This window comes from Nonomuraea sp. CA-141351 (assembly GCF_050944675.1).
GTDB lineage: Bacteria > Actinomycetota > Actinomycetes > Streptosporangiales > Streptosporangiaceae > Nonomuraea.
In genome coordinates, this window is the sequence record NZ_CP191982.1 from 10,613,058 (window position 1) to 10,637,825 (window position 24,768).

General features: G+C 70.9%; 22 protein-coding genes. 15 read left to right on the top strand and 7 right to left on the bottom strand.

Going from position 1 to position 24,768, the window contains the following annotated elements; genetic code table 11:
- Positions 1-7: 7 nt before the first annotated feature.
- The 3 genes from ACQPWU_RS49820 to ACQPWU_RS49830 all read left to right on the top strand — a co-directional run bounded on the left by ACQPWU_RS49820 (position 8) and on the right by ACQPWU_RS49830 (position 3,267).
- Positions 8-274 (top strand): hypothetical protein, encoded by a 267-nt coding sequence (locus ACQPWU_RS49820; protein ID WP_433433457.1) that lies wholly within the window; start codon positions 8-10, stop codon positions 272-274.
- A 7-nt stretch (positions 275-281) separates the two neighbouring features.
- Positions 282-1,286: an SDR family oxidoreductase gene (locus ACQPWU_RS49825; RefSeq protein ID WP_433433459.1), complete on the top strand. Its 1,005-nt coding sequence runs from the start codon at positions 282-284 to the stop codon at positions 1,284-1,286.
- A gap of 151 nt (positions 1,287-1,437) precedes the next feature.
- Entirely contained in the window at positions 1,438-3,267 is a 1,830-nt protein-coding gene (locus ACQPWU_RS49830) for a transketolase (protein WP_433433461.1), read from the top strand.
- A gap of 66 nt (positions 3,268-3,333) precedes the next feature.
- Here ACQPWU_RS49830 and ACQPWU_RS49835 read toward each other — a convergent pair whose 3' ends face one another.
- Complete coding sequence (locus ACQPWU_RS49835) at positions 3,334-3,717, bottom strand: ChaB family protein (RefSeq protein ID WP_433433463.1); 384 nt, start codon at positions 3,715-3,717, stop codon at positions 3,334-3,336.
- 13 nt (positions 3,718-3,730) lie between these two features.
- Entirely contained in the window at positions 3,731-4,012 is a 282-nt protein-coding gene (locus tag ACQPWU_RS49840) for a hypothetical protein (RefSeq protein ID WP_349455194.1), read from the bottom strand.
- A gap of 38 nt (positions 4,013-4,050) precedes the next feature.
- Between ACQPWU_RS49840 and ACQPWU_RS49845 the strand changes: the two genes are divergently transcribed.
- The 3 genes from ACQPWU_RS49845 to ACQPWU_RS49855 all read left to right on the top strand — a co-directional run bounded on the left by ACQPWU_RS49845 (position 4,051) and on the right by ACQPWU_RS49855 (position 8,675).
- Positions 4,051-4,560 carry a shikimate kinase gene (locus ACQPWU_RS49845; RefSeq protein WP_433433465.1) on the top strand — a complete coding sequence of 170 codons (510 nt, stop codon included), beginning with the start codon at positions 4,051-4,053 and terminating at the stop codon, positions 4,558-4,560.
- A gap of 12 nt (positions 4,561-4,572) precedes the next feature.
- A complete protein-coding gene (locus tag ACQPWU_RS49850) occupies positions 4,573-5,139 on the top strand; it encodes a GNAT family N-acetyltransferase (RefSeq protein ID WP_433433467.1) in 567 nt (188 codons plus the stop codon).
- A 122-nt stretch (positions 5,140-5,261) separates the two neighbouring features.
- On the top strand, positions 5,262-8,675 hold the full coding sequence (locus ACQPWU_RS49855; protein ID WP_433433469.1) for a protein kinase domain-containing protein: 3,414 nt from the start codon (positions 5,262-5,264) through the stop codon (positions 8,673-8,675).
- A gap of 105 nt (positions 8,676-8,780) precedes the next feature.
- Here the strand turns inward: ACQPWU_RS49855 and ACQPWU_RS49860 are convergent, their stop codons facing one another.
- The 3 genes from ACQPWU_RS49860 to ACQPWU_RS49870 form a co-directional block, all read right to left on the bottom strand.
- Positions 8,781-10,601: a protein kinase domain-containing protein gene (locus ACQPWU_RS49860; protein WP_433433470.1), complete on the bottom strand. Its 1,821-nt coding sequence runs from the start codon at positions 10,599-10,601 to the stop codon at positions 8,781-8,783.
- A 337-nt stretch (positions 10,602-10,938) separates the two neighbouring features.
- Positions 10,939-11,940 carry a hydroxyacid dehydrogenase gene (locus ACQPWU_RS49865; protein WP_433433472.1) on the bottom strand — a complete coding sequence of 334 codons (1,002 nt, stop codon included), beginning with the start codon at positions 11,938-11,940 and terminating at the stop codon, positions 10,939-10,941.
- Between the two features lie 398 nt (positions 11,941-12,338).
- Positions 12,339-13,376: a substrate-binding domain-containing protein gene (locus tag ACQPWU_RS49870; protein WP_433433474.1), complete on the bottom strand. Its 1,038-nt coding sequence runs from the start codon at positions 13,374-13,376 to the stop codon at positions 12,339-12,341.
- 339 nt (positions 13,377-13,715) lie between these two features.
- Here ACQPWU_RS49870 and ACQPWU_RS49875 point away from each other — a divergent pair, with 339 nt between their 5' ends.
- Both ACQPWU_RS49875 and ACQPWU_RS49880 read left to right on the top strand, forming a co-directional pair.
- Complete coding sequence (locus ACQPWU_RS49875; protein WP_433433475.1) at positions 13,716-14,816, top strand: winged helix DNA-binding domain-containing protein; 1,101 nt, start codon at positions 13,716-13,718, stop codon at positions 14,814-14,816.
- A 15-nt stretch (positions 14,817-14,831) separates the two neighbouring features.
- The gene (locus tag ACQPWU_RS49880) at positions 14,832-15,776 is read left to right on the top strand and encodes a sugar kinase (RefSeq protein ID WP_433433477.1); all 945 of its coding nucleotides are present in this window, start codon (positions 14,832-14,834) and stop codon (positions 15,774-15,776) included.
- Here the strand turns inward: ACQPWU_RS49880 and ACQPWU_RS49885 are convergent, their stop codons facing one another.
- The gene (locus ACQPWU_RS49885) at positions 15,777-16,424 is read right to left on the bottom strand and encodes a hemerythrin domain-containing protein (RefSeq protein WP_433433479.1); all 648 of its coding nucleotides are present in this window, start codon (positions 16,422-16,424) and stop codon (positions 15,777-15,779) included.
- A gap of 67 nt (positions 16,425-16,491) precedes the next feature.
- Here ACQPWU_RS49885 and ACQPWU_RS49890 point away from each other — a divergent pair, with 67 nt between their 5' ends.
- Both ACQPWU_RS49890 and ACQPWU_RS49895 read left to right on the top strand, forming a co-directional pair.
- A complete protein-coding gene (locus ACQPWU_RS49890; protein WP_433433481.1) occupies positions 16,492-16,866 on the top strand; it encodes a BlaI/MecI/CopY family transcriptional regulator in 375 nt (124 codons plus the stop codon).
- Positions 16,867-16,967: 101 nt separating this feature from the next.
- On the top strand, positions 16,968-17,555 hold the full coding sequence (locus ACQPWU_RS49895) for an HD domain-containing protein (RefSeq protein WP_433433483.1): 588 nt from the start codon (positions 16,968-16,970) through the stop codon (positions 17,553-17,555).
- Here ACQPWU_RS49895 and ACQPWU_RS49900 read toward each other — a convergent pair.
- Entirely contained in the window at positions 17,552-18,262 is a 711-nt protein-coding gene (locus ACQPWU_RS49900) for a FadR/GntR family transcriptional regulator (protein ID WP_433433485.1), read from the bottom strand. The two genes, ACQPWU_RS49895 and ACQPWU_RS49900, sit on opposite strands and share 4 nt — an antisense overlap.
- Positions 18,263-18,394: 132 nt before the next feature.
- Here ACQPWU_RS49900 and ACQPWU_RS49905 point away from each other — a divergent pair, with 132 nt between their 5' ends.
- Genes ACQPWU_RS49905 through ACQPWU_RS49925 form a run of 5 tightly spaced genes read left to right on the top strand, consistent with a single transcriptional unit; the run spans position 18,395 to position 24,767 of the window.
- A complete protein-coding gene (locus ACQPWU_RS49905; protein WP_433433487.1) occupies positions 18,395-19,999 on the top strand; it encodes an ABC transporter substrate-binding protein in 1,605 nt (534 codons plus the stop codon).
- Positions 19,996-20,955 carry an ABC transporter permease gene (locus tag ACQPWU_RS49910; protein WP_433433488.1) on the top strand — a complete coding sequence of 320 codons (960 nt, stop codon included), beginning with the start codon at positions 19,996-19,998 and terminating at the stop codon, positions 20,953-20,955. The genes ACQPWU_RS49905 and ACQPWU_RS49910 overlap by 4 nt, the downstream gene beginning before the upstream one ends.
- Positions 20,952-22,883, top strand: coding sequence for a dipeptide/oligopeptide/nickel ABC transporter permease/ATP-binding protein (locus tag ACQPWU_RS49915; protein WP_433433490.1), 1,932 nt, complete (start codon positions 20,952-20,954; stop codon positions 22,881-22,883). The genes ACQPWU_RS49910 and ACQPWU_RS49915 overlap by 4 nt, the downstream gene beginning before the upstream one ends.
- Positions 22,876-23,865 (top strand): oligopeptide/dipeptide ABC transporter ATP-binding protein, encoded by a 990-nt coding sequence (locus ACQPWU_RS49920; protein ID WP_433433492.1) that lies wholly within the window; start codon positions 22,876-22,878, stop codon positions 23,863-23,865. The genes ACQPWU_RS49915 and ACQPWU_RS49920 overlap by 8 nt, the downstream gene beginning before the upstream one ends.
- The gene (locus ACQPWU_RS49925; protein ID WP_433433494.1) at positions 23,862-24,767 is read left to right on the top strand and encodes a dihydrodipicolinate synthase family protein; all 906 of its coding nucleotides are present in this window, start codon (positions 23,862-23,864) and stop codon (positions 24,765-24,767) included. The genes ACQPWU_RS49920 and ACQPWU_RS49925 overlap by 4 nt, the downstream gene beginning before the upstream one ends.
- The last annotated feature ends 1 nt before the right edge of the window (position 24,768 follow it).

Sequence of the window (24,768 nt, forward strand, 5' to 3'; positions counted from 1 at the left end):
GAGCCGCATGTCTGACTTGCCTGATAACGGAAAGTGGCACGAAGAGGGAGACGCCAGGGGCCATCCCATGGTGCCGGCCACACCGCGTGACGTGGTCCACATCAGGGTCGGGTCGTTCATGCTGGTGTTCCTCTTCGCGTTCGCGGTGCTCGGGATCATCGCACAGGCTCCGGTCATGACCGGGGTCGCGATCGTGCTGGCCATCGGCACGGTGATCGACATCGTCCTGGCCGTACGGCGCCAGAAACTACGACAAAACGGAGAGGCGGGCTGATCTCAACATGACGCCACTCGAAGGGCGGGTAGTGGTGGTGACAGGCGCGAGCGGCGGGGTCGGCCGAGCGGTCGTCCGCCTGCTCGGCCAGCAGGGGGCCAAGGTGGCGCTCATCGCCCGGGGCACGACCGGGCTGGGCGCCGCCGCCGTGGACGTGGGCGTGGAAGGAGGCATCGGGAAGGTATTCGAGGCCGACATAGCGGACTACGACGAGGTGAGACGGGCCGGGGAGCGCATCGAGGCGGAGATGGGACCGATCTCCGTCTGGATCAATACCGCCTTCTCCTCCGTCTTCGCCAAATTCACTGACATCTCCCCAGATGAGTACGCCCGCACCACCGCGGTGACGTACCTGGGCTATGTCTGGGGCACGAAGGTGGCCCTGGACCTCATGCGCCCGCGCGGCACGGGCACGATCGTCCAGACCGGCTCGGCGCTGTCATATCGCGGCATCCCGCTGCAGTCGGCGTACTGCGGCGCCAAACACGCGATCAAGGGCTTCACGGAGTCCCTCCGCACCGAACTGCTGGCCGACGGCAGCGACATCCACGTCACCCTGGTGCAGTTGCCCGCGGTCAACACCCCGCAGTTCGACTGGGTGCTGTCCAAGCTCCGCCGCCACCCGCAGCCGGTCCCCCCGATCTACCAGCCGGAGGTCGCGGCCAGGGCCATCGTGTACGCGGCCGAGCACCCGGAGCGCAAGGAGTACTGGGTGGGCGCAAGCACGGCCGCCACGCTCCTGGCCCAGCGCGTGGCCCCGGCACTGGTGGACCGCTACCTGGCCAGGAGCGGCGCGCGGTCCCAGCAGACGGACGAGAAGCCGCCGAGCGGCGTGTCCAACCTGTGGGAGCCGGCGGACGAGGCGGAGGACTACGGCGCCCACGGCTCGTTCGACAACCGCTCCCATGCCCACAGCCCCCAGCTCTGGCTGTCACAACACCGCGGCCCCGTCCTCCTCGCCCTGGCCGGAGGCGCCGCCGCCTTCGCCGCCCTCCGCCGCCGAAACCACTGAGCCGGGGCGCGGCTCGCTGCCGAATCCCACCGTGGCGGACAACGCGAGCGGTGACCGGACGCTGGAGACGGGGCAACGAACCGATCACGCGCATATCGGGGTTAAGGCGGCTTGGCGGGGTAGGCGGCGGGAAACCCTTTCCGAGGAGGTCATGATGCCCGAGCGCGATCTTCAGTACCTGGCCGAACTGGCCGCGCAACTTCGTGTCGACTCCGTACGGGCGGCCGCGGAGGCCGGGTCCGGCCATCCGACCTCATCGATGTCGGCGGCCGATCTGATGGCGGTGCTGTTCGCCTGCCATCTGCGTTACGACTTCGACCACCCGGACAGTCCGGCCAACGATCACTTGATCTTCTCGAAGGGGCACGCGTCGCCCCTTCTCTATGCGCTCTACAAGGCGGCCGGGGCCATCGACGACAAGGAGTTGCTGACGTTCAGAAAGCGCTCCAGCCGGCTGGAAGGTCATCCGACGCCCCGGCTGCCCTGGGTGGACGTCGCGACCGGGTCGCTGGGGCAGGGCCTGCCGGTGGGGGTCGGGGTGGCCATGGCCGGGCGGCTGGAACGGTTGCCGTACCGGGTGTGGGTGCTCTGCGGGGACAGCGAGCTGGCCGAGGGGTCCATCTGGGAGGCGGCCGAGCACGCGGGCTGCGAGGGGCTGGCCAACCTGACCGTGATCGTGGACGTGAACCGGCTCGGGCAGCGGGGACCAACCCGGCATGGGTGGGACACCGGGGCGTACGCGCGCAGGTTCGGGGCGTTCGGGTGGCACACGATAGAGATCGACGGGCACGATCCCGGGCAGATCGACTACGCCCTGAGCGACGCCTGCAACACGCGCAGGCGGCCGACCGCGATCCTGGCCAAGACGCGCAAGGGCGAGGGGGCCCTGGAGGTCGAGAACCGCGAAGGGGCCCACGGCAAGCCGCTCAAGGATCCGGACAAGGCCATCGAGGAGCTGGGCGGCCCCAGAGACGTGCGGGTCGAGGTGCACAAGCCAGACGATTCCCCGGCGCCGTACCGGTTCGAGACCAGGCCGATGAGCCTGCCCTCATACAAGGTGGGCGACAAGGTGGCCACGCGGACGGCGTTCGGGGAGGCGCTCGCGGCCCTCGGCGCGGCGCGGGAGGACGTCGTCGTGCTGGACGGCGAGGTGGCGGACTCCACCAAGACGGAGGCGTTCGCGAAGGAGTTCCCCGAGCGGTTCTTCGAGATGTACATCGCCGAGCAGCAGCTCGTCGCCGCCGCCGTGGGCCTGCAGGTGCGCGGGTGGCGGCCGTACGCGGCCACGTTCGCGGCGTTCCTGACCAGGGCGTACGACTTCATCAGGATGGCCGGCGTGAGCAGGGCGTCGATCCGGCTGGTCGGCTCGCACGCGGGGGTGTCGATCGGCGAGGACGGGCCGTCCCAGATGGGTCTGGAGGACCTGGCGATGCTGCGGGCCATATACGGCAGCACCGTGCTGTATCCGTGCGACGCCAACCAGGCGGCGGCGCTGACCGTCGAGATGGCAGACCTCGAAGGGGTGTCCTACCTGCGCACGACGCGCGGGAACACGCCGGTGATCTACCCGCCGGGCGAGCACTTCCCCGTGGGCGGTTCACGGATACTGCGGCACTCGCCCAACGACCGGGCCACGATCGTCGCGGCGGGCGTGACCGTGCACGAGGCGCTGGCGGCGGCCGACGAACTGCGCGACGCCGGCATCCCTGTGGGGGTGATCGACCTGTACTCGGTCAAGCCCGTCGACACGTCGGCGCTGGTCGAGGCGGCCACCACCACGGGCAACCTGATCACAGTGGAGGATCACCGGCTGGAGGGCGGGCTCGGCGACGCGGTGATGGACGCGGTCAGCGAGCTCGGGCCGCGGGTGGTGAAGCTGGCCGTGACGGGCCTGCCCGGGTCCGCGACGCCTGAGGAGCAACTCGCCCTCGCCCGCATCGACCGCCACGCGATCGCGGAGGCGGTCAAGCGGCTGTTGTAACGGATACGGACATGATGAGGGCCGATGGCTTGTGCGCCACCGGCCCTCGGAGTGTACGGCCCGCGATCAGCGGGCCTTCGCCGTGGCCTTCCGGTTGGCCTTCTTGATGGCATTCACCAGCTCCTGCTTGGTCATCTTCGACCGGCCGTGCACATCGAGCTGCGCGGCCACCTTCTGCAGGTGCTCCTTGCTGGCGTTGGCGTCGACGCCCTCGGCCGTCCGGCCGGACCGGTCCATCGCGCCCTTGTCAGAAGGCCCCTTCTTCTCCTTCGGTTCCCAGTGGTCGCCGACCTTCTCGAACGAATGCTTCAGCGCCGCGAACGCGGTCATGTGGGCGCGCCGGCCCTCGCCGTACTCCTTCACGGCGTTGTCGTGCGCCTTGATCCACGTGTTCTGCGCCTTCTTCGGCGAACGCTTGATGGTCGACGGCAGCTCTTCGACGGCAGGCATGCCGATTCACCTCCTACAGCGGTGGTTCGTCGTAGTGGCGACGTTCCTCATACACGGTGGTCCTGCGGGCTTCAGGCTCCTCGTAGACGTCGTGACGGTGCACCGGCTCGTCGATCGGGCCGACCGCCCTACGGGTGACGCTGATCCTGTATATGCCGAACAGGAGTCCGACGAGGCCGCCGAGCATGAGGATGACCCCCACTACGTTGATGTCGAGACCGGCGAGGTCGAACTCGACGGCCCAGGTGAGGATCGCGCCGAGCATGATGAGGATGATGCTTCCGGCGATGGTCATCAGATTTACCTCCTTGACACGAAGGAACCTCTATCCACATGTCGAGAAACAAACCAGTCGTGGTGCTCGGGCTGATGGGCTCGGGCAAGTCGACAGCGGGCCGGTTGATCGCGGAGGCGCTGGGGCTGCCGTTCAGTGACAGCGATCCGTTCCTCAAGGAGCGGTACGGCGGCTCGGCCGCGCAGATCGCCGCCCGCGACGGCGCGGACACGCTGCACCGGTACGAGGCCGACCACGTGCTGCACGAACTGGCCGGGGAGCCCGAGGTCATCGCGGCGGCCGCCAGCACGGTCGAGGACCCCCGGGTGCGCGAGGCGCTGGACAAGGCGTTCGTGCTCTGGGTGGACGCCCCCGACGAGGTGCTGGCGCAGCGGATGAAGTCGAGCGATCACCGCCCCGGCTTCGACCCGGCCGCCATGCGGGCCCGCCGTGAGCCGTACTTCCGCGAGGTCGCGGACCTGAGATGCGACGTCGGCTCCATGCGCCCCGAGCAGGTGCGGGACGCGACACTGCGGGAAATGGGTTTGCCCGGCGAGGATCGGCACTGATAGCCAATGGGGATGCCAAATGGGTTGTTCGCCGAGAAACCCACCTTGACGGGTGAGCACGTGACGCTGTGCCCGGTCGGCCCCGAGCACGTCGACGGGCTCTTCGAGCTGATCTCCGACCCCGAGGTGGGCCGGCTGACGGGCTCCCACGGCGAGATCGACCTCGAAAGCGCCCGCCAGTGGTACGCCACCAGGAAGGACCACGCCGAGCGGCTCGACCTGGCCATCATCGCGGACGGGGAGTACGTCGGCGAGGTCGTGCTCAACGAGCTCGACCGGCACAACCTCTCCTGCAACCTGCGCATAGCGCTCATCGGCGACAGGGTCTTCGGCAAGGGCTACGGCACCGAGGCCATCAGGCTGGTCCTCGACCACGCCTTCGCCACGACGCCACTGCACCGGATCAGGCTCGGCGTCTACGCCTTCAACGAGCGGGCCCGCCACGTGTACAAGAAGGTCGGATTCGTGGAGGAGGGCGTGGAGCGCGACGCCCTGCTGTGGGACGGCGAGTGGCACGACGCGGTGCTCATGTCGGTGCTTCGCCACGAGTGGCCGGCAAGATCCAGAAGCCTGGCATAATGATCATGACGCATGGGTCCCCCGAGGCGCGCGGGGGACCTGTGACGTTCTATGGATGACGTTGTGCCGGCGACAACCAATGTGCGGTCTCGTGCATCTAAGCATCAGTGACGATGCGCTTGGTGCCCGGTGACCCCGAGAGGCTCGGCGGCTTCTGGCTGGCGGCCAGGCTCGGCGCGGGCGGTCGCGGCGTGGTCTACGACGCGTACGACGACGAGGGGCGCCGCTTCGCGGTCACGGTGCCGCGGGGTGAGGTCGGGCGCCGGTTCGAGCGGGTGACCTGTCCACATCTGGCCGAGGTGGTCGCCGTCGGGGCGGACGCGGGCGTGCCGTACGTGGTGAGCGAATACGTGGACGGGCCGGACCTGCGGCGGGCGGTGGAGCTGCACGGGCCTTACGAGGGTGACGAGCTGGTCGCGCTGGCCGGGGCGCTGGGGTCCGCGCTGGACGCGCTGCACGTGGCCGGGCTGACGCATCGGGGGCTCAATCCGGAGAGCGTGCTGCTGGCCGCCGGCGGTCCCAAGGTGATCGAGCTGGGCGTGCCTGCCGGCGGGACGTACACCTGCACGGCCCCCGAGGTCCTGACCGGCAAAGAGGCCGGGGCGGCGGCCGACGTGTTCGCGTGGGGCGCGGTGGTGGTGTTCGCGGCCACCGGGCTCGATCCGTTCCGCGGGGAGAGCCTGGGCGGGGTCATGCACCGGCTGCTGACCGTCGATCCCGACCTGGACGCGCTGCCCGAGCCGCTGCGCGAGCTGGTCGGGCGGGCCCTGGCCAAGGATCCCGCCGACCGGCCCTCGGCGCGGGAGCTGCGCGTCCAGAGCACGGCGGAGATACGGCCGCCCGAGGGGCACGCGGGGCCGCGGTCGCTGGGCGAGGTGGCCGAGGAGGCGTACCAGGCGCTCACGCCCCGGCAGCAGGCGGAGGTGCCGGGGCTGCTGCTGCGCCTGTTCGACGGCGACAGCCCGCACGACGAGGGCGACGTGCTCAGGCCGCTCATGGACGCGGGCCTCCTGGTACGGCGCAGCGTACGCGTCCCGCCGACCGAGACCGCCGTGGGCAAGCTCGTGGCCGTCAGCGACAACCGGGTGGCTCCCGCCAGCGCCGCGCTCTACCGGGCCTGGCCCCGGCTGCGCGACTGGGTCGAGGACGAGCGCGAGAGCATGCCGGTCCACCGGCTGATCCGCGAGGCCGCCGGAAACTGGTCCGAGCACCGGCGCGGCAGGAGCCGCCTCCTCCGCGGCCAGGCGCTCGACACCGCGCTCGCCTGGGCCGCGACCAAACGCCGCCACCTGCGCCTCAACCAGCTCGAACGCGACTTCGTCAATGACAGCGTGGCCCTGTCCAAGCAGCGCAGGAAGCTTCTCACGCCCGCGCTGGCGGCGCTCAGCGCGGTGCTGGCCGTCGCGGTGACGCTGTCGGTGGTGTCCGTGCACGGGCAGAACCAGCTGCGCCGGCAGCTCATCGAGGCCAACGCGCGGGCCGTGGCCGCCAGGGCCGAGGCGCTGCGGTCGTCCGATCCGCGCACGGCGATGCGGCTGAGCGTGGCCGCCTGGAAGCTGTCGCCGGTGTTCGAGGCGCGGGCCGCGCTGCAGGCCTCTCTCGTGCAGCCGGAGCTGGGGACGTTCACCGATCCGGCCGCCGACATGCGGGCGCGTTACCTGCTGCGCGGGGACGAGCTGGTCAAATGGGGCACCGGCGCGGTCACCGTCTGGGACGTGGGCCGCGGGGGGCGCCTCGCGTCGTACCCGCTGCCCGCGGGCGGTGTGCTGAGCGATGACGGGAAGTTCGCGGTGGGGGCCGACGGCAGGGCGTTCGAGGTGGCCACGGGGCGCCCGCCCGCCGCGACGGCCGCGTATGCGATCACCCAGGGCAGCAGGACCAGGGTCTACCGGGGTGGGCGGCTGCTGTTCGACGTCGCCGACAGCCAGGTGGCGCTTTCCGCGGACGGGAGCAAGGCGGCCCTCTCGGCCCTGAACGGGCGGGTCGAGTTGTGGGAGCTCGGCGGGCGGACCAGGACGGGAGCGGTCGAGGTCCGGCCGCTCACCGGCGCGGACGCGGCGGCGCCCGCCCTGGCGTTCAGCCCGGACGGCGGCACGCTGGCGGTGGCCGGGCGCGACGGGGTCACGCTCGTGGCGGCGGGGACCGTGCGTGCCGAACGCGAGACGTTCGGCACCGGGCCGCCGAACACGGCGCCGTCCGGACGGGAGCCCGCGGGCGTGGCGTCTCCGGGGGCCTCGGCGTCCACCGGACGGGAGCCCGCCGGCACGCCGTCGCCGAGCCCTTCGGCGTCCGGCCGCCCTGAGGTGCTGCGCTCGGACGGGCAGGACGCTCGGGACGCGGGGCGCGACCGCACGAAGACGTCCGTCCTGCCCGGCGTGGAGGTGGTCGGCGACGACGACCTGGGACACACCTCGGCGGACCCGCCCGCCTTCAGTCCCGACGGCCGCCTGCTCGCCCTGCCGGGCGAGGGCGAGGTGCGGGTGTGGAACGTGGCCGAGCGCCGCCTCGCGGGCGCGTACCCACTCAGGAACCCCGAACGCGGCCTGGCCTTCTCCGCCGACGGCCGCTCGCTACGCTACCTGAGCGGCACGGGATCCGTCGTCTCGCTCGACGTCTCTGGGCTGCCGGTCCCGTCAGAAGACGGCCACAGCGCCGCCTTCTCCGGCGACGGGCGGGTCGCCGCCAAGGAGGTCGGCGACTCCATCGAGCTCACCGACGCCGTCGAACGCAAGACGCTCGGCCGCATCGCCGCCGCCGGCGACCTGGCCTTCGACGGGGACGGCCGGCTGCTCGCCGTCGCGGGCGACCCGGTGACCGTGTGGGAGGTGGCCGGCGGCAGGCAGGTGGCCGCCATCGACGCGGGCGGCGACGTGCCCGCCGTCGCGCTCTCCCCCAGCGGCGACACGCTGGCCACCGCACGTGGCAGGACACTGGAGACGTGGGACGTTCGCGAGGGGCGGCGCATCAAGGCGTACGAGGGCGCGGGGGACCTGGCGCTGGCCTTCAGCCCCGACGGCTCGACGCTGGCCGCCGGCGCCAAGCTGCTCGACCTGAGCACCGGCGAGATCACCCCGCTCGACCTCCCCCGATCCGGCGACGCCTCCCCTGTGCCGACCGCGCTCGCGTTCTCCCCCGACGGGCGCACGCTGGCGTTCGGGCTGGAGGGCGGCCGGGTGCTGCTCTGGGACGTACGCAAGGAGGAGCCGCGGGGCACCATCCAGACCGGCACGGCGCCTGTGGACGAGCTGCGCTTCTCCCCCGACGGCGATCTGCTGGCCATCGACGCCGCCCGTACCTCGCTCTGGGACGCCGGCACGATGCGCGAGGTCGGCCAGGCGGGCTCGTGGGTCGCGGGCCCGGCCTTCACCCAGGACGGCAAGCGGCTGCGCGGCGTGGCGCTCGACGGCACCGTGCGCGAGAGCCCGGTCGATCCCGCGCTGACCGCGAAAGAGGTGTGCACCAAGGCGGGCGGGGCGCTGAGCAGAGCGGAGTGGACCAGGCTGATCCCGGAGAGCGGCTACCAGGACAGCTGCTGACGGACGAAAAGCGGGCGCGCCCATGCCGGCCGCCCTCCCGAAGGGACTTCGCCGAAGGGCGGCGGGTGGCTGAGGAACAGCGGCCAGGCGCCGTGACGTGTGGGGCTAGTCGCTCGGATAGGTCCTGACGACCTTGCCCTTGAGGTCGGCGACCAGGTAGCCCGAGCGGTAGCCGTCGGACACGTAGACGAGCAGCACCTGGTGCGGGCTGGCGAACGCGTAGTCGGGGTCAGCGATCACGTACCGCGTGGTCGGCTTGGGGACGCCGAGGTCCTTGTCCGCCTTCCTGAACAGGGCGGGGAGGGCGTCCCAGTTGTACTGGTCGAGGTCCACGACGGGGGTGTTCACACTGCCGCCGGTGCCCGAGCGGACGACCTCGCCGTAACGGTAGTCGTACCTGTCGTAGAGCTCCTTGTCCCGCTCGAGCGGCGCCTCGATGGAGGCGTAGGTCGGGTACACCGTCAGCTTGACGACCTTGGTGCCGCCGACGGCGGACTCGATCTTGGCGATCATGGCGCGCATTCCCGCCGGGGTGTGCAGGTTCTCCGGTGTGGCGCGCGTGGTGGTGCTCGGCGACCTCGGGTTCGAGGTCACCTCCGGGGTGAATCCCACCGAGGGGATGTCCTTCGCGACGTACCTGGACTGGGCGGGGAGCAGCTGCCACACCAGCACGCCGGCCACCGTGACCGCCGCCGCGGACGCCACGATCGCCGCGGTGCGGACTGCGGGGGCGCGGCGCGGGGGCGCGGTGCCGGCCCCTGTGCTTGGAGGGGGTGGGTGCGAGGCCGCGTGCCCGTAGCGGGGCGGGATGCTGGGCCCGGACCTCGGCGGGACCGTGTTACCGGCGACAGGCGGCACCGCATGACCGTAGCCGGGCGGCATGGTAGGCCCGGACACCGGCGGGACCGTGTTACCGGCGAGAGGCGGCTCCGGGTGCCCGGCCATAGGCGGCGCGGTATGCGCGGCGGCCCGCGGCGCGGGTCCCATCGCGCTGGAGAGCGGGGGCGTCCCTGAGGATGGGGCCGGGATCGGAGATGAGGCCTGGACCGGGAATGGCGGCAGGAGCGGAGATGGGGCCAGGACCGGAGGCGGGGCCGAGCCGGGGTCGGCGGCCGAGGCCAGCATGCGGTCGAGGGTCTCGGTGTCGGGGCGGGCCGCCGGGTCGCGTCTGAGCAGTGCGCTCAGCACGGGGGTGAGCGGCCCGGCGCGCTCCGGCGGCGGCACGTCCTGGTTGAGCACGGCGGCCAGCGTCGCCAGCACGGTGCTCCTGCGCAGCGGGTGCCGGCCCTCCACCGCCACGTACAGCATCATGCCGAGCGACCAGAAGTCGGAGGCCGGGTCGCCCTCGACGCCGTTGATGCGCTCGGGAGCCATGTATTCGGGCGAGCCGATGAACGACCCGGTGGCCGTCAGGCTCGTGGACTCACGTACGGCCGCGACGCCGAAGTCGGTGAGCACCGACCTGCCGTCCTCGCGTAACAGGACGTTGGCGGGCTTGACGTCGCGGTGCTGGATGCCGACGGCGTGCGCGGCCCGTAACGCGGACAAGACCTCACGTCCGAGTCGCGCCACCTCGTGCGGCGGCATGGGCCCGCGCTGGATGCGGTCCTGAAGCGAGCCGCCCGAGACCAGCTCCATGACGATCCACGGGTAGCCGTGCTCGCCCGGATCGACGATGTGGTGGATGGTGGCGACGTGCGGATGGTTCAGCCGAGCCAGGGCGCGGGCCTCCCGCAGCACCCTCGAGCGCAGCTCACGGGCGCCGGCTGGGTCGTGCTCGTCCATGGAGGGATCGGGAGGACGTACCTCCTTGAGCGCGACCTCGCGGTGCAGGGCCATGTCCCGGGCCCGCCACACCAGGCCCATGCCCCCACCGCCGAGCCGCTCCACCAACTCGAAGCGGCCGTCGATCACCCGTCTGTGCATGCAGAGCAGCGTAGGGCCGGCCCGCCGCCCGCGCCATCACGCCCCCAACCGACGCCCGGCGTTTACCATCGGCACCGCCCAATCGACCCGAGCAGTCACCGTCGGCACCGCCCAACCGACACAAGCACCTACCGTCGGCACCACCCGGCCGACGCCGCCCGCCAACCCAAGGCGCTGACGGCCGGCGCTCATGATCCGAGGCCAACCGCTCCGAGCCGACACCCCTACCGTCACCAGCCACCTCCAGCGGCTGCGATGGCGGCGCCACCGCCCATCGCGCACCAGCCACTCACAGCCCGCGCCGAGTTGCTCTCGGGTGGTGCCGCCGGCCACGGTGTCAGGCGCTTCTGCTCAGTTCCTCCGCTTCGACGCCGTGCAGGAACGGCAGGCCCTGGGCGTACCTGGCGAGCTCGTCGAGGGCCAGGTGGGCGAGGCGGGGCAGCTCGCCGCCGAGAGATCCGGCGATGTGCGGGGTGAGCAGGACGTTCGGGAGGTCGTAGAGGGGCGACTCGGTGGGCAGCAGGTCAGGCTCGGTCACGTCGATCACCGCGTACAACCGACCGCCGGCCAGCTCGGCGATGAGCGCCTCCTGGTCCACGAGCGCACCGCGAGCCGTGTTGATCAGCGTCGCGCCGTCGCGCATGCGCGCGAGGCGGCCCGCGTCGATGAGGTGCCTGGTCTCCGGGAGCGCGGGCGCGTGCAGGCTGATCACGTCACACCGCTCGAAGAGCTCGTCCAGTTCGACGTGCGGCACGCCCAGGTCATCCGTCAGGTACGGGTCAGCGACGAGCACGTCCAGCTCGAACGGTCGCAGCAGCTCGATCAGCCGCCGGCCGACCCTGGAGGCGCCGACGATGCCGACAGTGCGCCGGTAGTTGCCGAACCCGGGGAAGTGACTGTCCAGGTCGAGCCGCGCCCGGTGCTCGCGGTAGAGCCGGGAGATGTCGAGCACCCGCTTGTTCGCGAACAGGATCGAGGCCAGCGTGTACTCGGCGACCGGCTCGGCGTTGGCCGCCGCCGCGGACGAGACGAGGATGCCGCGCTCCCAGCACGCCTCGGTGATGTGGTGCTTCACGGAGCCGGCCGCGTGCACGACCGCGCGCAACCTGGGCGCCCTGTCCAGCACCTCCTGGGTGATGGGCGGGCACCACCAGCTCGTGTAGAGCACCTCCGCCCCGGCCAGCGCCTCGGCCACGCCCGGGTCGGCGAAATCCTCGGCCACCAGGTCGGGGTCCACGTCGGCGATGCCGAGCAGGCGATCGCGTACCTCTCCCGTGACGAGCCGCTTCGCCACCGGCCGCCCCATGGCGAGCAGAGTCTTCGGCCGTGATTCGGTCATTTCGCTCCCCGGACAATCAATTCGATCGAACCGATCATAACGAAGGAGCCGTACACGAACTCGAGCGCCCTAAGGGCCGCGAGAGCGCGGGTCACGTACGCACCGACTCGGGCCCTTGTGTCGCCGAACGACAAGCGATCACTGCGAAGCACGCACGCATCGGCCCACGCATCCGGGGCCACCCGGGAGCGGCCGAACCGAGCGATCACGGCGAAGCACGCGCACACCGACCCACACACCCAAGGCCACCCGGGAGCGAGCCATCACGACGAAGCACGGCGTACCGACCCCGCGCCCAAGGCCATGCAGGAGCCACCGAGCCGCAATCGAGCCACCGCCGAACAGACGCACATCGACCCGGACACCCAGAGTCCGCAGAAGTGGTGAGTGGCAGGCGATCACGGTGAGGCGGGCGCGGACGACTCGCGTACCCTCAGCTCGGGCAGCAGTGCCAGGTGGCGGCCGGGGGCGGAGCCGCGGGTGAGGCGGGTGATCAGCAGGTCCACCGCACAGCGGCCGACCTCTTCCTTGGGCGGCGCCACGGCGGTGAGTGAGGGTGAGCAGAACGCGGCCACCTCGTCGTCATAGGCAACCAGCGACACCTCGCCGGGGATGGCGACGCCGGCCGCGCCCAGGTGCCTGACCAGCGAGAGCGCGTCCTCGTCGTTGTGCACGAGCAGACCCGTCACGCCCTGGTCGCGCACCAGACCCGCCACGCCGGCGGCGAGCTCGTCCGTCCGCCCGCGGTCGATGACGACCTCCTGGGCGACTGCCACGCCCAGCGACGAGGCGGCGGCCAGCAGCCCCACTCTGATCCTCGGCGTGGTCGGGCTGGGGTAGGCGACGAGCGCGAGCTTGCGGTGGCCGAGCTCGGCCAGGTGGCGTACGGCGAGGTAGGCGCCGTGGGCGTGATCGGAGGCGACAGCGTCGAGCATGGACGCCGGACCCGCGAGCTCAGCCCTGCGCTCCACCAGCACGGCCGGTACGCGCAGCCCGGCCAGCCACTCCGCGTGGTCGTCGTCGGGCTGCCTGCTCGGCGTGAGCAGCAGGCCGTCCGCGCCGCCCTCGACGAGCTGGCGCACCTGGGCCCGGTCCTCGGCGTCGTCGTAGCGGGAGATGCCCAGCACGAGCCGCGCCCCCGCCCTGGCAGCCTGCTCCTGCGCGCCCTTGATCACCGCTGGGTAGTAGTAGTGGGCGGTGGGGACCAGCATGCCGATGGTCAGCTTCGAGGCCGGCGGAGCGGGCGCGTCGGTGTCGCGTGGCAGTGTGACGCCGCCGTGCACCCTGGTGAGCAGGCCCTGGGCGGCGAGGTGCTCGACGTCCCTGCGCAAGGTCACGGCGGAGACGCCCAGCGCCTCGGCCAGGTCGGCCACGCGAACCGAGCCCTTGTCGCGGACCTGGCGGAGTATGAGCCGATGGCGCTGCTCGACGGACACGGGTGGGGACTCCTTCACGGACGATGACTCGATCCTACGACCTTTCGTTATGAGCGTTTGTGTTTCATGCGATCGTTCGGGGTCAGGGTCGGGGACGGCTTGTCCTCCGGCGGCCGGTACCCGGGCGAGCACGGAGCGCTCGCGCGGCACTGACCGGGATCGTGGTGCCACGGCACGACAGCCCCTGCCCCGTCGGTCATTCCGGCCTTCGGAAGTTCCTGAGGGATGACATCGGCGCGCGTACTATCAGGCCCTAGAAGGCCACGAGCCGGCCGACCGCCGGTGTCGCGGGGGCTATTGCGGCCCGGGACCGGCCGCAATAGCCCCTACCTTTAGACCATGGATCCCCTCATCAGCCGCAGGGCGCTCAACCGGGCCACGCTCGACCGGCAGCACCTGCTGCGCCGCACCGGCAAGACCGTGATCGAGGTCGTGGAGCACCTCGGCGGACTCCAGGCGCAGACCCCGCACACCTGGTACGCCGGCCTGTGGAACCGCATCGAGGGCTTCAAGCCCGCCGACGCCGCCGACCTGCTGCTCTCGCGCGATCTCGTACGCATCGCCCTGCAGCGATCCACGATCCACCTCGTGAGCGCCCGCGACTGCCTGGCCATGCGGCCGCTGCTGCAGACTGTCGGCGAGCGCATGACCTGGTCCACATTCGGCAAGCGGTTGGAAGGGGTGGATCTGGACGAACTGGCCGCGGTCGGGAGGGCGCTGCTGGAAGAGCGGCCCATGACGTTCGCCGAACTGGGCCGCGGACTCGCGGAACGGTGGCCGTCACACGATCCGCACGCGCTCGGCCAGGGTGTGCGGTGCCTGGTGCCGCTCGTGCAGGTGCCGCCCCGCGGCCTGTGGGGCAAGAGCGGACCCGTCGCGCACACGAGCGCCGAGTCGTGGCTGGGCTTCGAGGTGCCGCCGATGACGCCCGCCGAGCTGGTGCTGCGTTATCTCGCGGCGTTCGGGCCCGCGTCGGTGATGGACGTGCAGATGTGGTCGGGGCTGACGCGGCTGGGCGAGGCGGTGGAGTCGCTGGACCTGGTCAGGTTCAGGGACGAGTCAGGACGGATCCTGTACGACCTGCCCGACGCCGTACGGCCCGACGAGGACACCCCGGCACCGGTGCGGCTGATGTACGACTTCGACAACCTCTTCCGGTCACACGCCGACCGCTCCAGGGTCATCACCGAGACGGGCCTGGCCGCGCTCCAGGGCTTCATGGGCTCGAGCGTGCCGCCCCGCACCATCCTGGTGGACGGCTTCACCGCGGGAGACTGGACGGTCACCCGCGCCAAGGGCACCTCCACGCTCACCATCCACCAGTGGGTGCCGATCTCCGTCCTGGAGGAGGTCGAGGAGGAGGGGCTGCGGCTGCTGGAGTTCCTGACCCCAGGCGACAAACACGAAGTCTCGGTCTCCGATCGCCCGTCCAAACCGTGACACTAGGCTTCAACCATGCACGAGCTGGTGACTTTCGGAGAAACCATGGCGCTGTTCGCCGCCCGCCGCACCGGGCCGCTGCGCTTCGCCCGCGACTTCGACCTGGGCCTGGGTGGCGCCGAGTCGAACGTCGCGATCGGCGTGGCCAGGCTCGGCCACAGCGCGACGTGGGTCGGCCGGGTGGGGGCCGACGAGTTCGGCGACCTCATCCGCTCCACGCTGGCGGGCGAGGGCGTCGACGTGCGGGCCATCCCCGATCCCGCGGCGCCGACCGGGCTCATGATCAAGGGCAGGCGCACGGCGGACCTCATCGACGTGCGTTACTACCGCAAGGACAGCGCGGGCTCGCGCCTGCGCGCCGCCGACCTCGACCCCGAGCTCATCAGGTCCGCCAGGGTGCTGCACGTCTCCGCGATCACGCCCGCGCTCTCGGAGTCGGCACGCGACGCCGTACGGCACGCCATCGCCGAGGCGCGGGCCGCCGGGGTGCTGGTCTCTCTCGACGTCAACTACCGCAGGACGCTCTGGACGCCCGAGGAGGCGGGGACGTGGCTGCGGGAGACGATCGGGAACGTGGACGTGCTGTTCGCGACGGAGGCCGAGGGCCGGCTGATCGTCGACGTGAAAGGCCCTGACGAGCTGGCCAAGGCGCTGGCGGCGCTGGGCCCGCGGCACGTGCTGGTCAAGTTCGGCGCGAAGGGCGCGATGGAGCTGTCCGAGGGCGTCGTGCGGCGGGCGGAGCCGTACCAGGTGACCGAGGTCGACTCCGTGGGGGCCGGGGACGCGTTCGCGGCCGGCTGGCTGGCCGACTGGCTGGCGGGGGCGGAGCCCGGGGAGCGGCTCAGCACGGCGTGCGCGGCGGGGGCGTTCGCGGTGACCTCCCAGGGCGACTGGGAGAGCCTTCCGCGGCGGGCCGATCTGGGCCTGTTGCGGCGGCCCGCCGACGGTGTGAGCCGGTGATCACGCGGCGCGGATCCTGGTGACCTCCTTGCGGTACTGGCGCTTGCCCACGAGCGTCCAGAGCACGCGGGCGGGCAGCGGCAGCAGGCCGAGGAACGCCTGGCGCTCCCAGTCCGTGGCGTCCTCCAAGAGCGCGCCGAGCTGGATGATCAGCCGGTCCTTGGACAGGTGGGAGCGGCCGTACTCGCCGAGCCGGTCCCACTCCTCCTTGGTGATGTGCTCGGCGACCAGCGGCAGGATCCGCTCCTCCTCCTGATCGAGGTGGACCACGAGGTCGGCGTGCAGCCGCTCGAGTACGTGGGCGACCCGCATGCCGCCCTGGGCGGTCTTCCGCCAGGCGGGCAGCAGTTCCCGCAGCGCGTCGATGTGGTCGGCGACGCTCTCGTGCTGGCGCTCCATGGTCTCGATCAGCTCGGCCTCGAACGAGACCCGCTCCAGCAGCAGCGGCCAGAGCAGCTTGTCCTCACCCTCGTGGTGGTGGTGCAGGCCGTCGAGGACCTCCGTGACGTAGGAGGCCAGGATGGCGGCCCTGTCGGTGTCTCCAGGAGTCGCCCGGCGGATGAGCTCCGGGGCGAGCTTGAGTTCGCGGCGGAACAGGCGGTGTACGACCACCATCTCCCAGATGGCCGGCTTGTCGTTGACGCTCACGCGGACAAGGGTGTGGCCCGTCGATTGCCGAATAGTTGCGTTCCAATACGACCCTTAACATGAGCTCATGAAGCGCGCCCTCGGAGAGCTCGAATCCACGATCATGGACAGGATGTGGTCCTACCGCAGGCCGGCCTCCGTCCGTGACGTGCTCGAGGACCTCCGCAAGGAGCGCGAGATCGCGTACACCACGGTCATGACCGTGATGGACAAGCTCCACACCAAGGGCCTGCTCAGGCGCGAGCCGGTCGGCAGGGCGTACGTCTACGAGCCCGTCTCCACCAAGGAGGCCTACACCGCGGAGCTGATGCGCCACGCGCTCGCCTCCAGCGGCAACCAGGCCGCCACCCTGGTCCACTTCCTCGAGCGCCTCACCCCGGAAGAGGCCACCGCGCTGGAGGCCGCTCTCCAGGTCTACCCGCCGAAGAGCCGCCGCGACTGACCTTCCGCGCTCCCGAGCCCGCCGAAGGCGGTTTCCGAGGGCGAGCAGCCCGCCGGCCACTACGATCGCCAGCGGGGCGCGGGTGCGTCGAGAGGAGCGTGATGGAGACCTTCACGAGCTGGCCCTCCTGGCCGCAGGCGGAAGAACCGCTGGCCAGGGCGCTCCCGCCGGAGACCGTGGACGCGCTGCGCGCGGCGGTCGCCTTCGCTCGCGAGAAACACGGACTGCAGCAGCGGCCCACCGGGCGCCCGTACCTCGAGCATCTGCTGGAGGCCCTGGAGGTGGCCGTGGCCGGCGCCGGGGTGACCGACTTGGACGTGCTCGTGGCGATCGTGCTGCACGACGTGCTGGAGGACACGCCGTGCACCGAGGCGGAGATCGTACGGCGGTTCGGCCCCCGCGTGGCGGAGTTCGTGGGATGGGTGACCAGGCCCCAAGGCATCGCGAAGGCCGACTACCTGGGCTCCCTCGTCAAGGCGCCGCCCCAGGCCGTGCTCGTGAAGCTGGCCGACCGGGTGAGCAACGTGCAGGAGCTGCAGCGGATGCCGTGGCGGTTCCAGCGGCGCTACTACCTGGAGACCGTGGCGTACATCATGCCGCTGGCCGGGGTCCACCCCTGGTTCGCCGCGTGGTACGGGGAGTGGCGCCGGCACTGGCATCGCCGCGTGGAGCGCCTCAGCGCTTACTAGCCTCCGATCCTGGCGACGCGGTTGCGTACGCCCTCGAAATGGGCGTGCACGGCGGCCACCGCGGCGGCCCGGTCGCCTCGCAGGACGGCCGTGTAGATGTCGCGATGGCGCCTGACCACGTCGCCCGGCGGTTCGTCGGGCGCCCCCAGCTCGTCGCGGAGCTGGTAGTACACGTCCCAGAACGCGCCCAGGAGCTGGCTCACCAGCGGGTTGCCGAGCGGCCGGTAGAGGAGGTCGTGGAAGAGTCGGTCGGTCTCGGGCGAGACGAGGCCGGCCTGCGCCTCGGACTCCATCCTGGCGATGACGTCGGCGATCGGCGTCAGGTCGACCTCCGGCCCCAGCTCGATGAGCCGCTCCACGAGGCCGGACTCCAGGATCTCGCGGATCTCGACGAGGTGCGCCAGGTGGTTCTTGCCGTTCTGCAGCGTGATGCGGCTGTGGAAGGCGAGCTCGTCCACGAGCCCTGCCAGCGACATCCGGCCCACGAACATGCCGAACCCGTGGCGGATCTCCACGATGCCGACCGCCTGCAGGGCCTTGAGCGCCTCCCTGATCGAGTTGCGGCTGACCCGCAGCTCCTCCATGAGCTCCGACTCTGTCGGCAGCGGATCGCCCGCCACCAGCCCGCGGCGGACGATCAGGTCCTTGACGCCCTCCTGGGCCTCCACGGCACGGCTCTGCCGCACCGGACGCGGGACAGTGGTCATGAAAATTCCTTTCGTCGTAGGTAACATTCCGGAAATCTTCTGTTGACCTCAAGCCGGAGCAGCATCTAGCGTCCACGTTACGGTAAAGATAGGACATGGGATGTCCCACGTTCTACCCTTCAGGAGGCATCCGTGAGCTCTGAGTTCAGCCGCCGCGACTTCCTGCGTTACAGCGGGGCGACGGGTGCGGCGGCGTTCGTCGCGGCGACACTTTCCGCGTGTTCCGGCGGCCCGGCCTCGACCGGCTCGGTCGGCGCCGGATCCAACAAGGACCTGATCACCGCCGTCATCGGGTACGGCAACGACCAGAGCTGGGATCCGACGCAGACCGCGTCGGCGTTCGCGATGGCGGGGATCCAGCACATCTACGAGGGGCTGCTCGACACCGACCCGATCACGCGCGAGCCGTACCCGGCCCTGGCCACCGCCCTGCCCACCGACCTGAACGCGACCTCCTGGAAGTTCACGCTCAGGGACGGCGCCAAGTGGCACGACGGCCAGCCGGTCACCGCCGACGACGTGGTCTTCACCTTCGAGCGGATCCTGGGCCCGGAAAACGTCCTGGCCGGTAACTTCTTCAAGTCCTGGCTCCAGGAGGTGAAGAAGGTCGACGACAAGAACGTCGAGCTGGTCTTCAAGTTCCCCTTCCCCGACGCGGCTCCCAGGCTGACCATCGCCAAGATCATGCCCAAGCACGTGTTCAGCCAGGCGGGCGCGTGGGACAAGGCCAAGAGCGGCATGACGATGGGCTCGGGGCCGTACAAGCAGACCGCCCACCACCCCAAGTCCAACACCACCTTCGAGGCGTTCGACGGCTACAACGGCCCGCGCCCGGCCACGGCCAAGAAGATGAACTGGCTGACGATCGTGGACGCCGCCGCCCGCGTGGCCAAGATCTCCGGCGGCTCGGCCGAGGCGCAGATCGCCGACAACATCCCGTACGCCAACGTCGACCAGCTCAAGCAGCAGGGCCTGACGGTCGAGGGCGGCAAGGGCATGAACCACATGTTCCTGATGTTCAACACGGGCGCCAAGCCGTTCGACGACGTACGCGTCCGCCAGGCCCTGCACTACGCGATCGACAAGCAGAAGATGATCGACGTGGCGCTCAAGGGCCACGGCACGGCCTCCAGCTCCTTCCTCAACGAGGGCAACCCCGACTACAAGCGGGCCTCGGTCGTCTACGACTACGACCCGGAGAAGGCCAAGGCGCTGCTGGCCGAGGCCGGGGTGAAGAACCTCACGATCAACCTCATGGCCGTGAACGTGAGCTGGATCGCGGACTGCCTGCCCACCATCGCCTCCTCCTGGGAGGCCGTCGGCATCAAGACCACGCTGGAGCCGCAGGACACGGCCGCGCTGTTCGCCAAGATGGACCAGTTCCAGGACTACCAGGCGGTGGCCGCCGCCTCGAACCCCAACCAGTTCGGCATGGACGCCGACCTCATCCTGCACTACAACTACGTGCCCGGCGGCCTGTGGATGAAGTACAGCCACTGGGACGGCAGCGCGGACGCCAAGAAGTTGTTCGCGATGATGGACGAGGCCAGCAAGGAAACCGACAAGGCCAAGCGGACCGAACTTATCCACAAATATCTGGACTTCGTGGCCGAGCAGGCGATCCTCTACCCGGTCGTCCACAACGAGCTGATGACCGCCTGGGACCCGAAGAAGCTCTCGGGCATCCGCGCCCAGCCCTACCCGGGCATCAACCTGCTGCAGGCCAAGAGGACATGACGCTCGTCGCCAGGATGCTGCTGCGGCGGCTCCTCATGCTGATCCCGCTGCTGCTCGGCGTGGTCGCGTTCGTCTTCATCGTGATGCGCTTCTCCAACAGCAAGCCGGAGTACGCGTACTTCCAGGGCGCGAACCCGACCCCCGAGCAGATCCACCAGTTCCAGGTCGAGAACGGCCTGCTGGACCCGCTGCCCCTGCGTTACGTCCGCTTCGTCGGGGACCTGGCCCAGGGAGACATGGGCACCAGCGTGCTCACCAAGAAGCCGGTGCTGGAGTCCGTCACGACCGCGCTGCCGCTGACGTTGCAGCTCACGTTCCTGGGCCTGGCCGTCGCCGTGGTGCTGTCGCTGGTGTTCGGCGTCACCGGGGCGTTGTTCCGCGACCGCTGGCCGGACCAGGTGATCCGCGTGGTTTCGCTGATCGGGGTGGCTGCGCCGTCGTTCTGGCTGGCGCTGCTGATGATCCAGTACCTGGCCGTCGGCGAGGGCCTCTTCCCGACCGGCGGCTACATCAACCCGGCCGACTCCACGGTCGGCTGGCTGCAGTCGATGACGCTGCCCGCCCTGTCGCTGTCGCTGCCGATCGCCGCCCAGCTCACCCGCATCATCCGCACGTCGATGGTGGAGGAGCTGGACCGCGACTACGTGCGTACCGCGATCGGCAGCGGCCTGCCGCCGATCGTGGTCGTCGGCAGGAACGTGCTACGCAACGCCCTGATCACCCCGCTCACCGTGCTCGGCCTGCGCATCGGCTACCTGATCGGCGGCACCGTGGTCATCGAGACCATCTACGGCCTGCCCGGCATGGGCCAGCTCATGATCAACGCCGTGCGCGACGGCGACCCGGCCGTCGTCCAGGGCGTGGTGCTGACCATCGCGGTCGGCTTCATGGTCGTCAACCTGGTCGTGGACATCCTGTACCTGCTGGTCAACCCCCGCCTCAGGAGCGCCACATGAGACGTGGACTGACGGAACGGCTTTCCCGCCCCGGAGTGGCCCTCCGCAGGCTGAAGCCCCTGTCATGGGTCGCTGTCGGCATCGTGGCCGTGGTCGTGCTGGCCGCGCTGCTGGCGCCGTGGATCGCGCCGCACTCGCCGTACTTCCAGGAGGCAGCGGGCGGCGGCCCGTCGGCCGCGCACTGGATGGGCCTCGACAGCGCCAACCGCGACATCCTGTCCAGGCTCCTGTACGGGTCCCGCTGGTCGCTGATCATCGGCCTCGGCGCGACCGGGCTCGCCCTGGTGGCCGGGGCGGTCGTCGGCGCGGTCGCGGCCACCTCGCGCAGGGCCGTGGACGAGACCATCATGCGACTGCTCGACGTCATCATGGCCTTCCCCGGCATCGCGCTGGCTGCCGTGCTGGTGGCGGTGTTCGGCGGCAGCATCCCGGTGCTGGTCATGGCCATGGCCTTCCTCTACATGCCGTCCGTGGCCAGAGTCGTGCGGGCCAACGTGATCGCCCAGTACGGCGAGGACTACGTGGCGGCCGAGCGGATCATCGGCGCCCGCACGCCGTACATCGTCGTCAAGCACGTCGCGATCAACTGCGCGGCGCCGGTGCTGGTGTTCTGCACGGTGATGGTGGCCGACGCGATCGTGTTCGAGGCGTCGCTGTCGTTCATCGGCGCCGGTGTGCGCCCGCCGAACCCCTCCTGGGGCAGCGTCATCGCCGACGGCAAGAACATGGTGCTGCTCGGCGGCTGGTGGGCCACGGTCTTCCCCGGCCTGATGATCCTGCTCACGGTGCTCGCGCTCAACATCCTCTCGGAGGGCATCTCGGACGCCTGGGCCGCGCCCGCCGCCCGCAAGACCGTCACCAAGAAGGAGGACGCATTCGAACAGGCCAGGCCCGGGTCCGGCGAGGTCGTCGAGCTGCCGGGGCTGGCCGAGGCTGCCCGCAGGCTGGCCGAGCGCGCGCGCCCGCTCCCGCAGGGGCCGCCGGTCCTCTCGGTGGAGCGGCTGCGGATCGGGTTCGCCGACGGCGTCGACATCGTGGACGGCATCGGCTTCGAGGTGCGTGCGGGTGAGGTGCTCGGCCTGGTGGGCGAGTCCGGCTGCGGCAAGTCGCTGACCGCGCTGACCATCATGGGCCTGCAGCCCCGCGACGCCCGGGTCAGCGGCCACGTCCGCTTCGACCAGCGAGAGCTGCTCTCGGAGTCGCGCCGCGGCCGCCGCCGCCTGCTCGGCCACGAGATGGCGATGATCTACCAGGACGCGCTCTCCTCGCTGAACCCGGCCATGACCATCAAGGCCCAGCTCAAGCAGCTCACCCGCCGCGGCGGCCGGCGCACCCCCGCCGAGCTGCTCGAACTCGTCGGCCTCGACGCCCGCCGCACGCTGTCCTCCTACCCGCACGAGCTGTCCGGCGGGCAGCGGCAACGGGTGCTGATCGCGATGGCACTGTCGCGCGAGCCGAAGCTGATCGTGGCCGACGAGCCCACCACGGCGCTCGACGTGACCGTCCAGGCGCAGGTCATCGAGCTGCTGCTGAAGCTGCGCGAGGAGCTGGGGTTCGCGCTGATCCTCGTCTCGCACGACCTCGCGCTGGTCGCCGACGTCACCGACCGCGTGGTCGTCATGTACGGCGGCCAGATCGTCGAGACCGGCGCCACGGCGACCCTCGTCGGCGCGCCCGCCCACCACTACGCCCGCGGCCTGCTGGGCTCGGTGCTGTCACTGGAGTCGGGAGCCGAGCGGCTCACCCAGATCCGCGGCGTGGTGCCTGCCCCGGCGGACTTCCCGCCCGGCTGCCGGTTCGCCGACCGGTGCCCGACGGCCACGGATGTGTGCCGTACCGAGACCCCGGCGCTGGAGGGGGACGCGACACATGCGGCGGCCTGCCACCATCCCGCGGTGTCCCTCGTGAGGAGTGAGCAGAGTGCTTGAGCTCAAGGACGTGCACGTCGTGCACAAGGCCCGCTCGGGCGGCCTGCTCTCCCGCGACCGCGTCTATGCGCTGACCGCGGCGGATCTCACGGTGAGCCCCGGCGAGACCGTCGGGGTCGTGGGCGAGTCGGGGTGCGGCAAGTCCACGCTGGCCAAGGTGCTGGTCGGCCTGCAGCGACCGACCCAGGGCACCGTGACGTTCCACGGCAAGGACCTGTGGTCGCTGAAGGAGGCCGAGCGGCGCGGCCTGATCGGGTCGAGCATCGGGATGGTCTTCCAGGACCCGTCCACGGCGCTCAACCGCCGCCTGCCCGTCAGGCTGATCCTGCGTGATCCGCTCAACGTGCACCGCCGCGGCACCCCGGCCGAGCGCGACGCCCGCGTACGCGAGCTGCTCGATCTTGTGGGCCTGCCCGCGAGCGCCGCCGACGCGCTGCCGAGCCAGCTCTCCGGCGGGCAGCGCCAGCGCGTGGCCGTGGCCAGGGCGCTCGCGCTCGAGCCCGAGCTGATCGTGGCCGACGAGCCCACCAGCGCGCTGGACGTGTCGGTTCGCGCCCAGATACTCAACCTGCTGCTCGACCTCAAGGAAAGGCTCGGGCTCGCGCTGGTGTTCGTCTCGCACGACATCCAGACCGTCCGCAGGATGAGCGACCGCGTCGTCACCATGTACCTGGGCAGGATCGTCGAGCAGGCACCCGCACAGGCCATGCCTCTGGGCGCCCGCCACCCGTACACGCGGGCGCTGTTCTCCGCGACCCCGGGGCTGATCTCGCCCATCAACCCGATCCCGCTCGTGGGCGCCGTGCCCTCGGCCACCAGGCCGCCGAGCGGTTGCCCGTTCCGCACCCGGTGCTGGCGGGCAGACGACCTGTGTGCCGCGGATTGGCCCGCGGCACAGGCCGAAGACGACCACCTCTTCCATTGCCACCATCCGGTGGCGGCGGGAGCGACCGATGTAGAGCTGATCCAGGAGCGCGTATGAGTTTGACGGGCGTCATCCCCCCGGTTTGCACCCCTTTGACCCCCGACTACGAGGTGGACGCCGGTTCGCTCGCCCGGCTGGTCGACCACCTGCTGGACGGCGGTGTCGACGCGCTGTTCGTGCTGGGGTCGTCGTCGGAGGTGGCGTACCTGACGGACGCGCAGCGGCGGGTGGTGCTGGACACCGTGGTCGGCCACGTGGGCGGGCAGGTGCCGGTGCTGGCCGGGGTGATCGACATGACGACGCCGCGCGTGCTGAAGCACGTGCGGGTCGCGGTCGAGGCCGGGGCGTCGGGGGTGGTGGCGACCGCGCCGTTCTACACGCGTACGCATCCGGAGGAGATCCGCACCCATTTCCGCACCGTCGCCGCCCGCGGCGGGCTGCCGGTCTACGCCTATGACCTGCCGGTTTCCGTACACACCAAGCTGAGCGCCGACCTGCTGCTCGAGCTGGCGGCCGAGGGGGCGCTGGCCGGGGTGAAGGACTCCAGCGGCGACGACGGCGGGTTGCGCCAGGTCATCATGGGTCGCGAGGCGCCGTTCAGCGTGCTCACCGGGTCCGAGGTGACCGTGGACTCGGCCCTGTGGATGGGCGCCGACGGCGTGGTGCCCGGGCTGGGGAACGTGGACCCGCAGGGGTACGTGGAGCTGTACCGCTGCGCCGTCCGCGGTGACTGGGAGGCGGCCAGGATGGAGCAGGAGCGCCTGGTCAGGCTGTTCGAGATAGTCCGCGTCGGTGGCACGCGCATGGGCGGCAGCTCGTCCGGCCTCGGCGCTTTCAAGGCCGCACTTCACCTCCGCGGCGTCATCGACTGCCCGATCACCGCGCTCCCGCAGATTCCACTGAACGACGACGAGGTCGGCCGGATCGGCAAGCTCCTGGCTGCCGCCGGGCTGCTCTGAG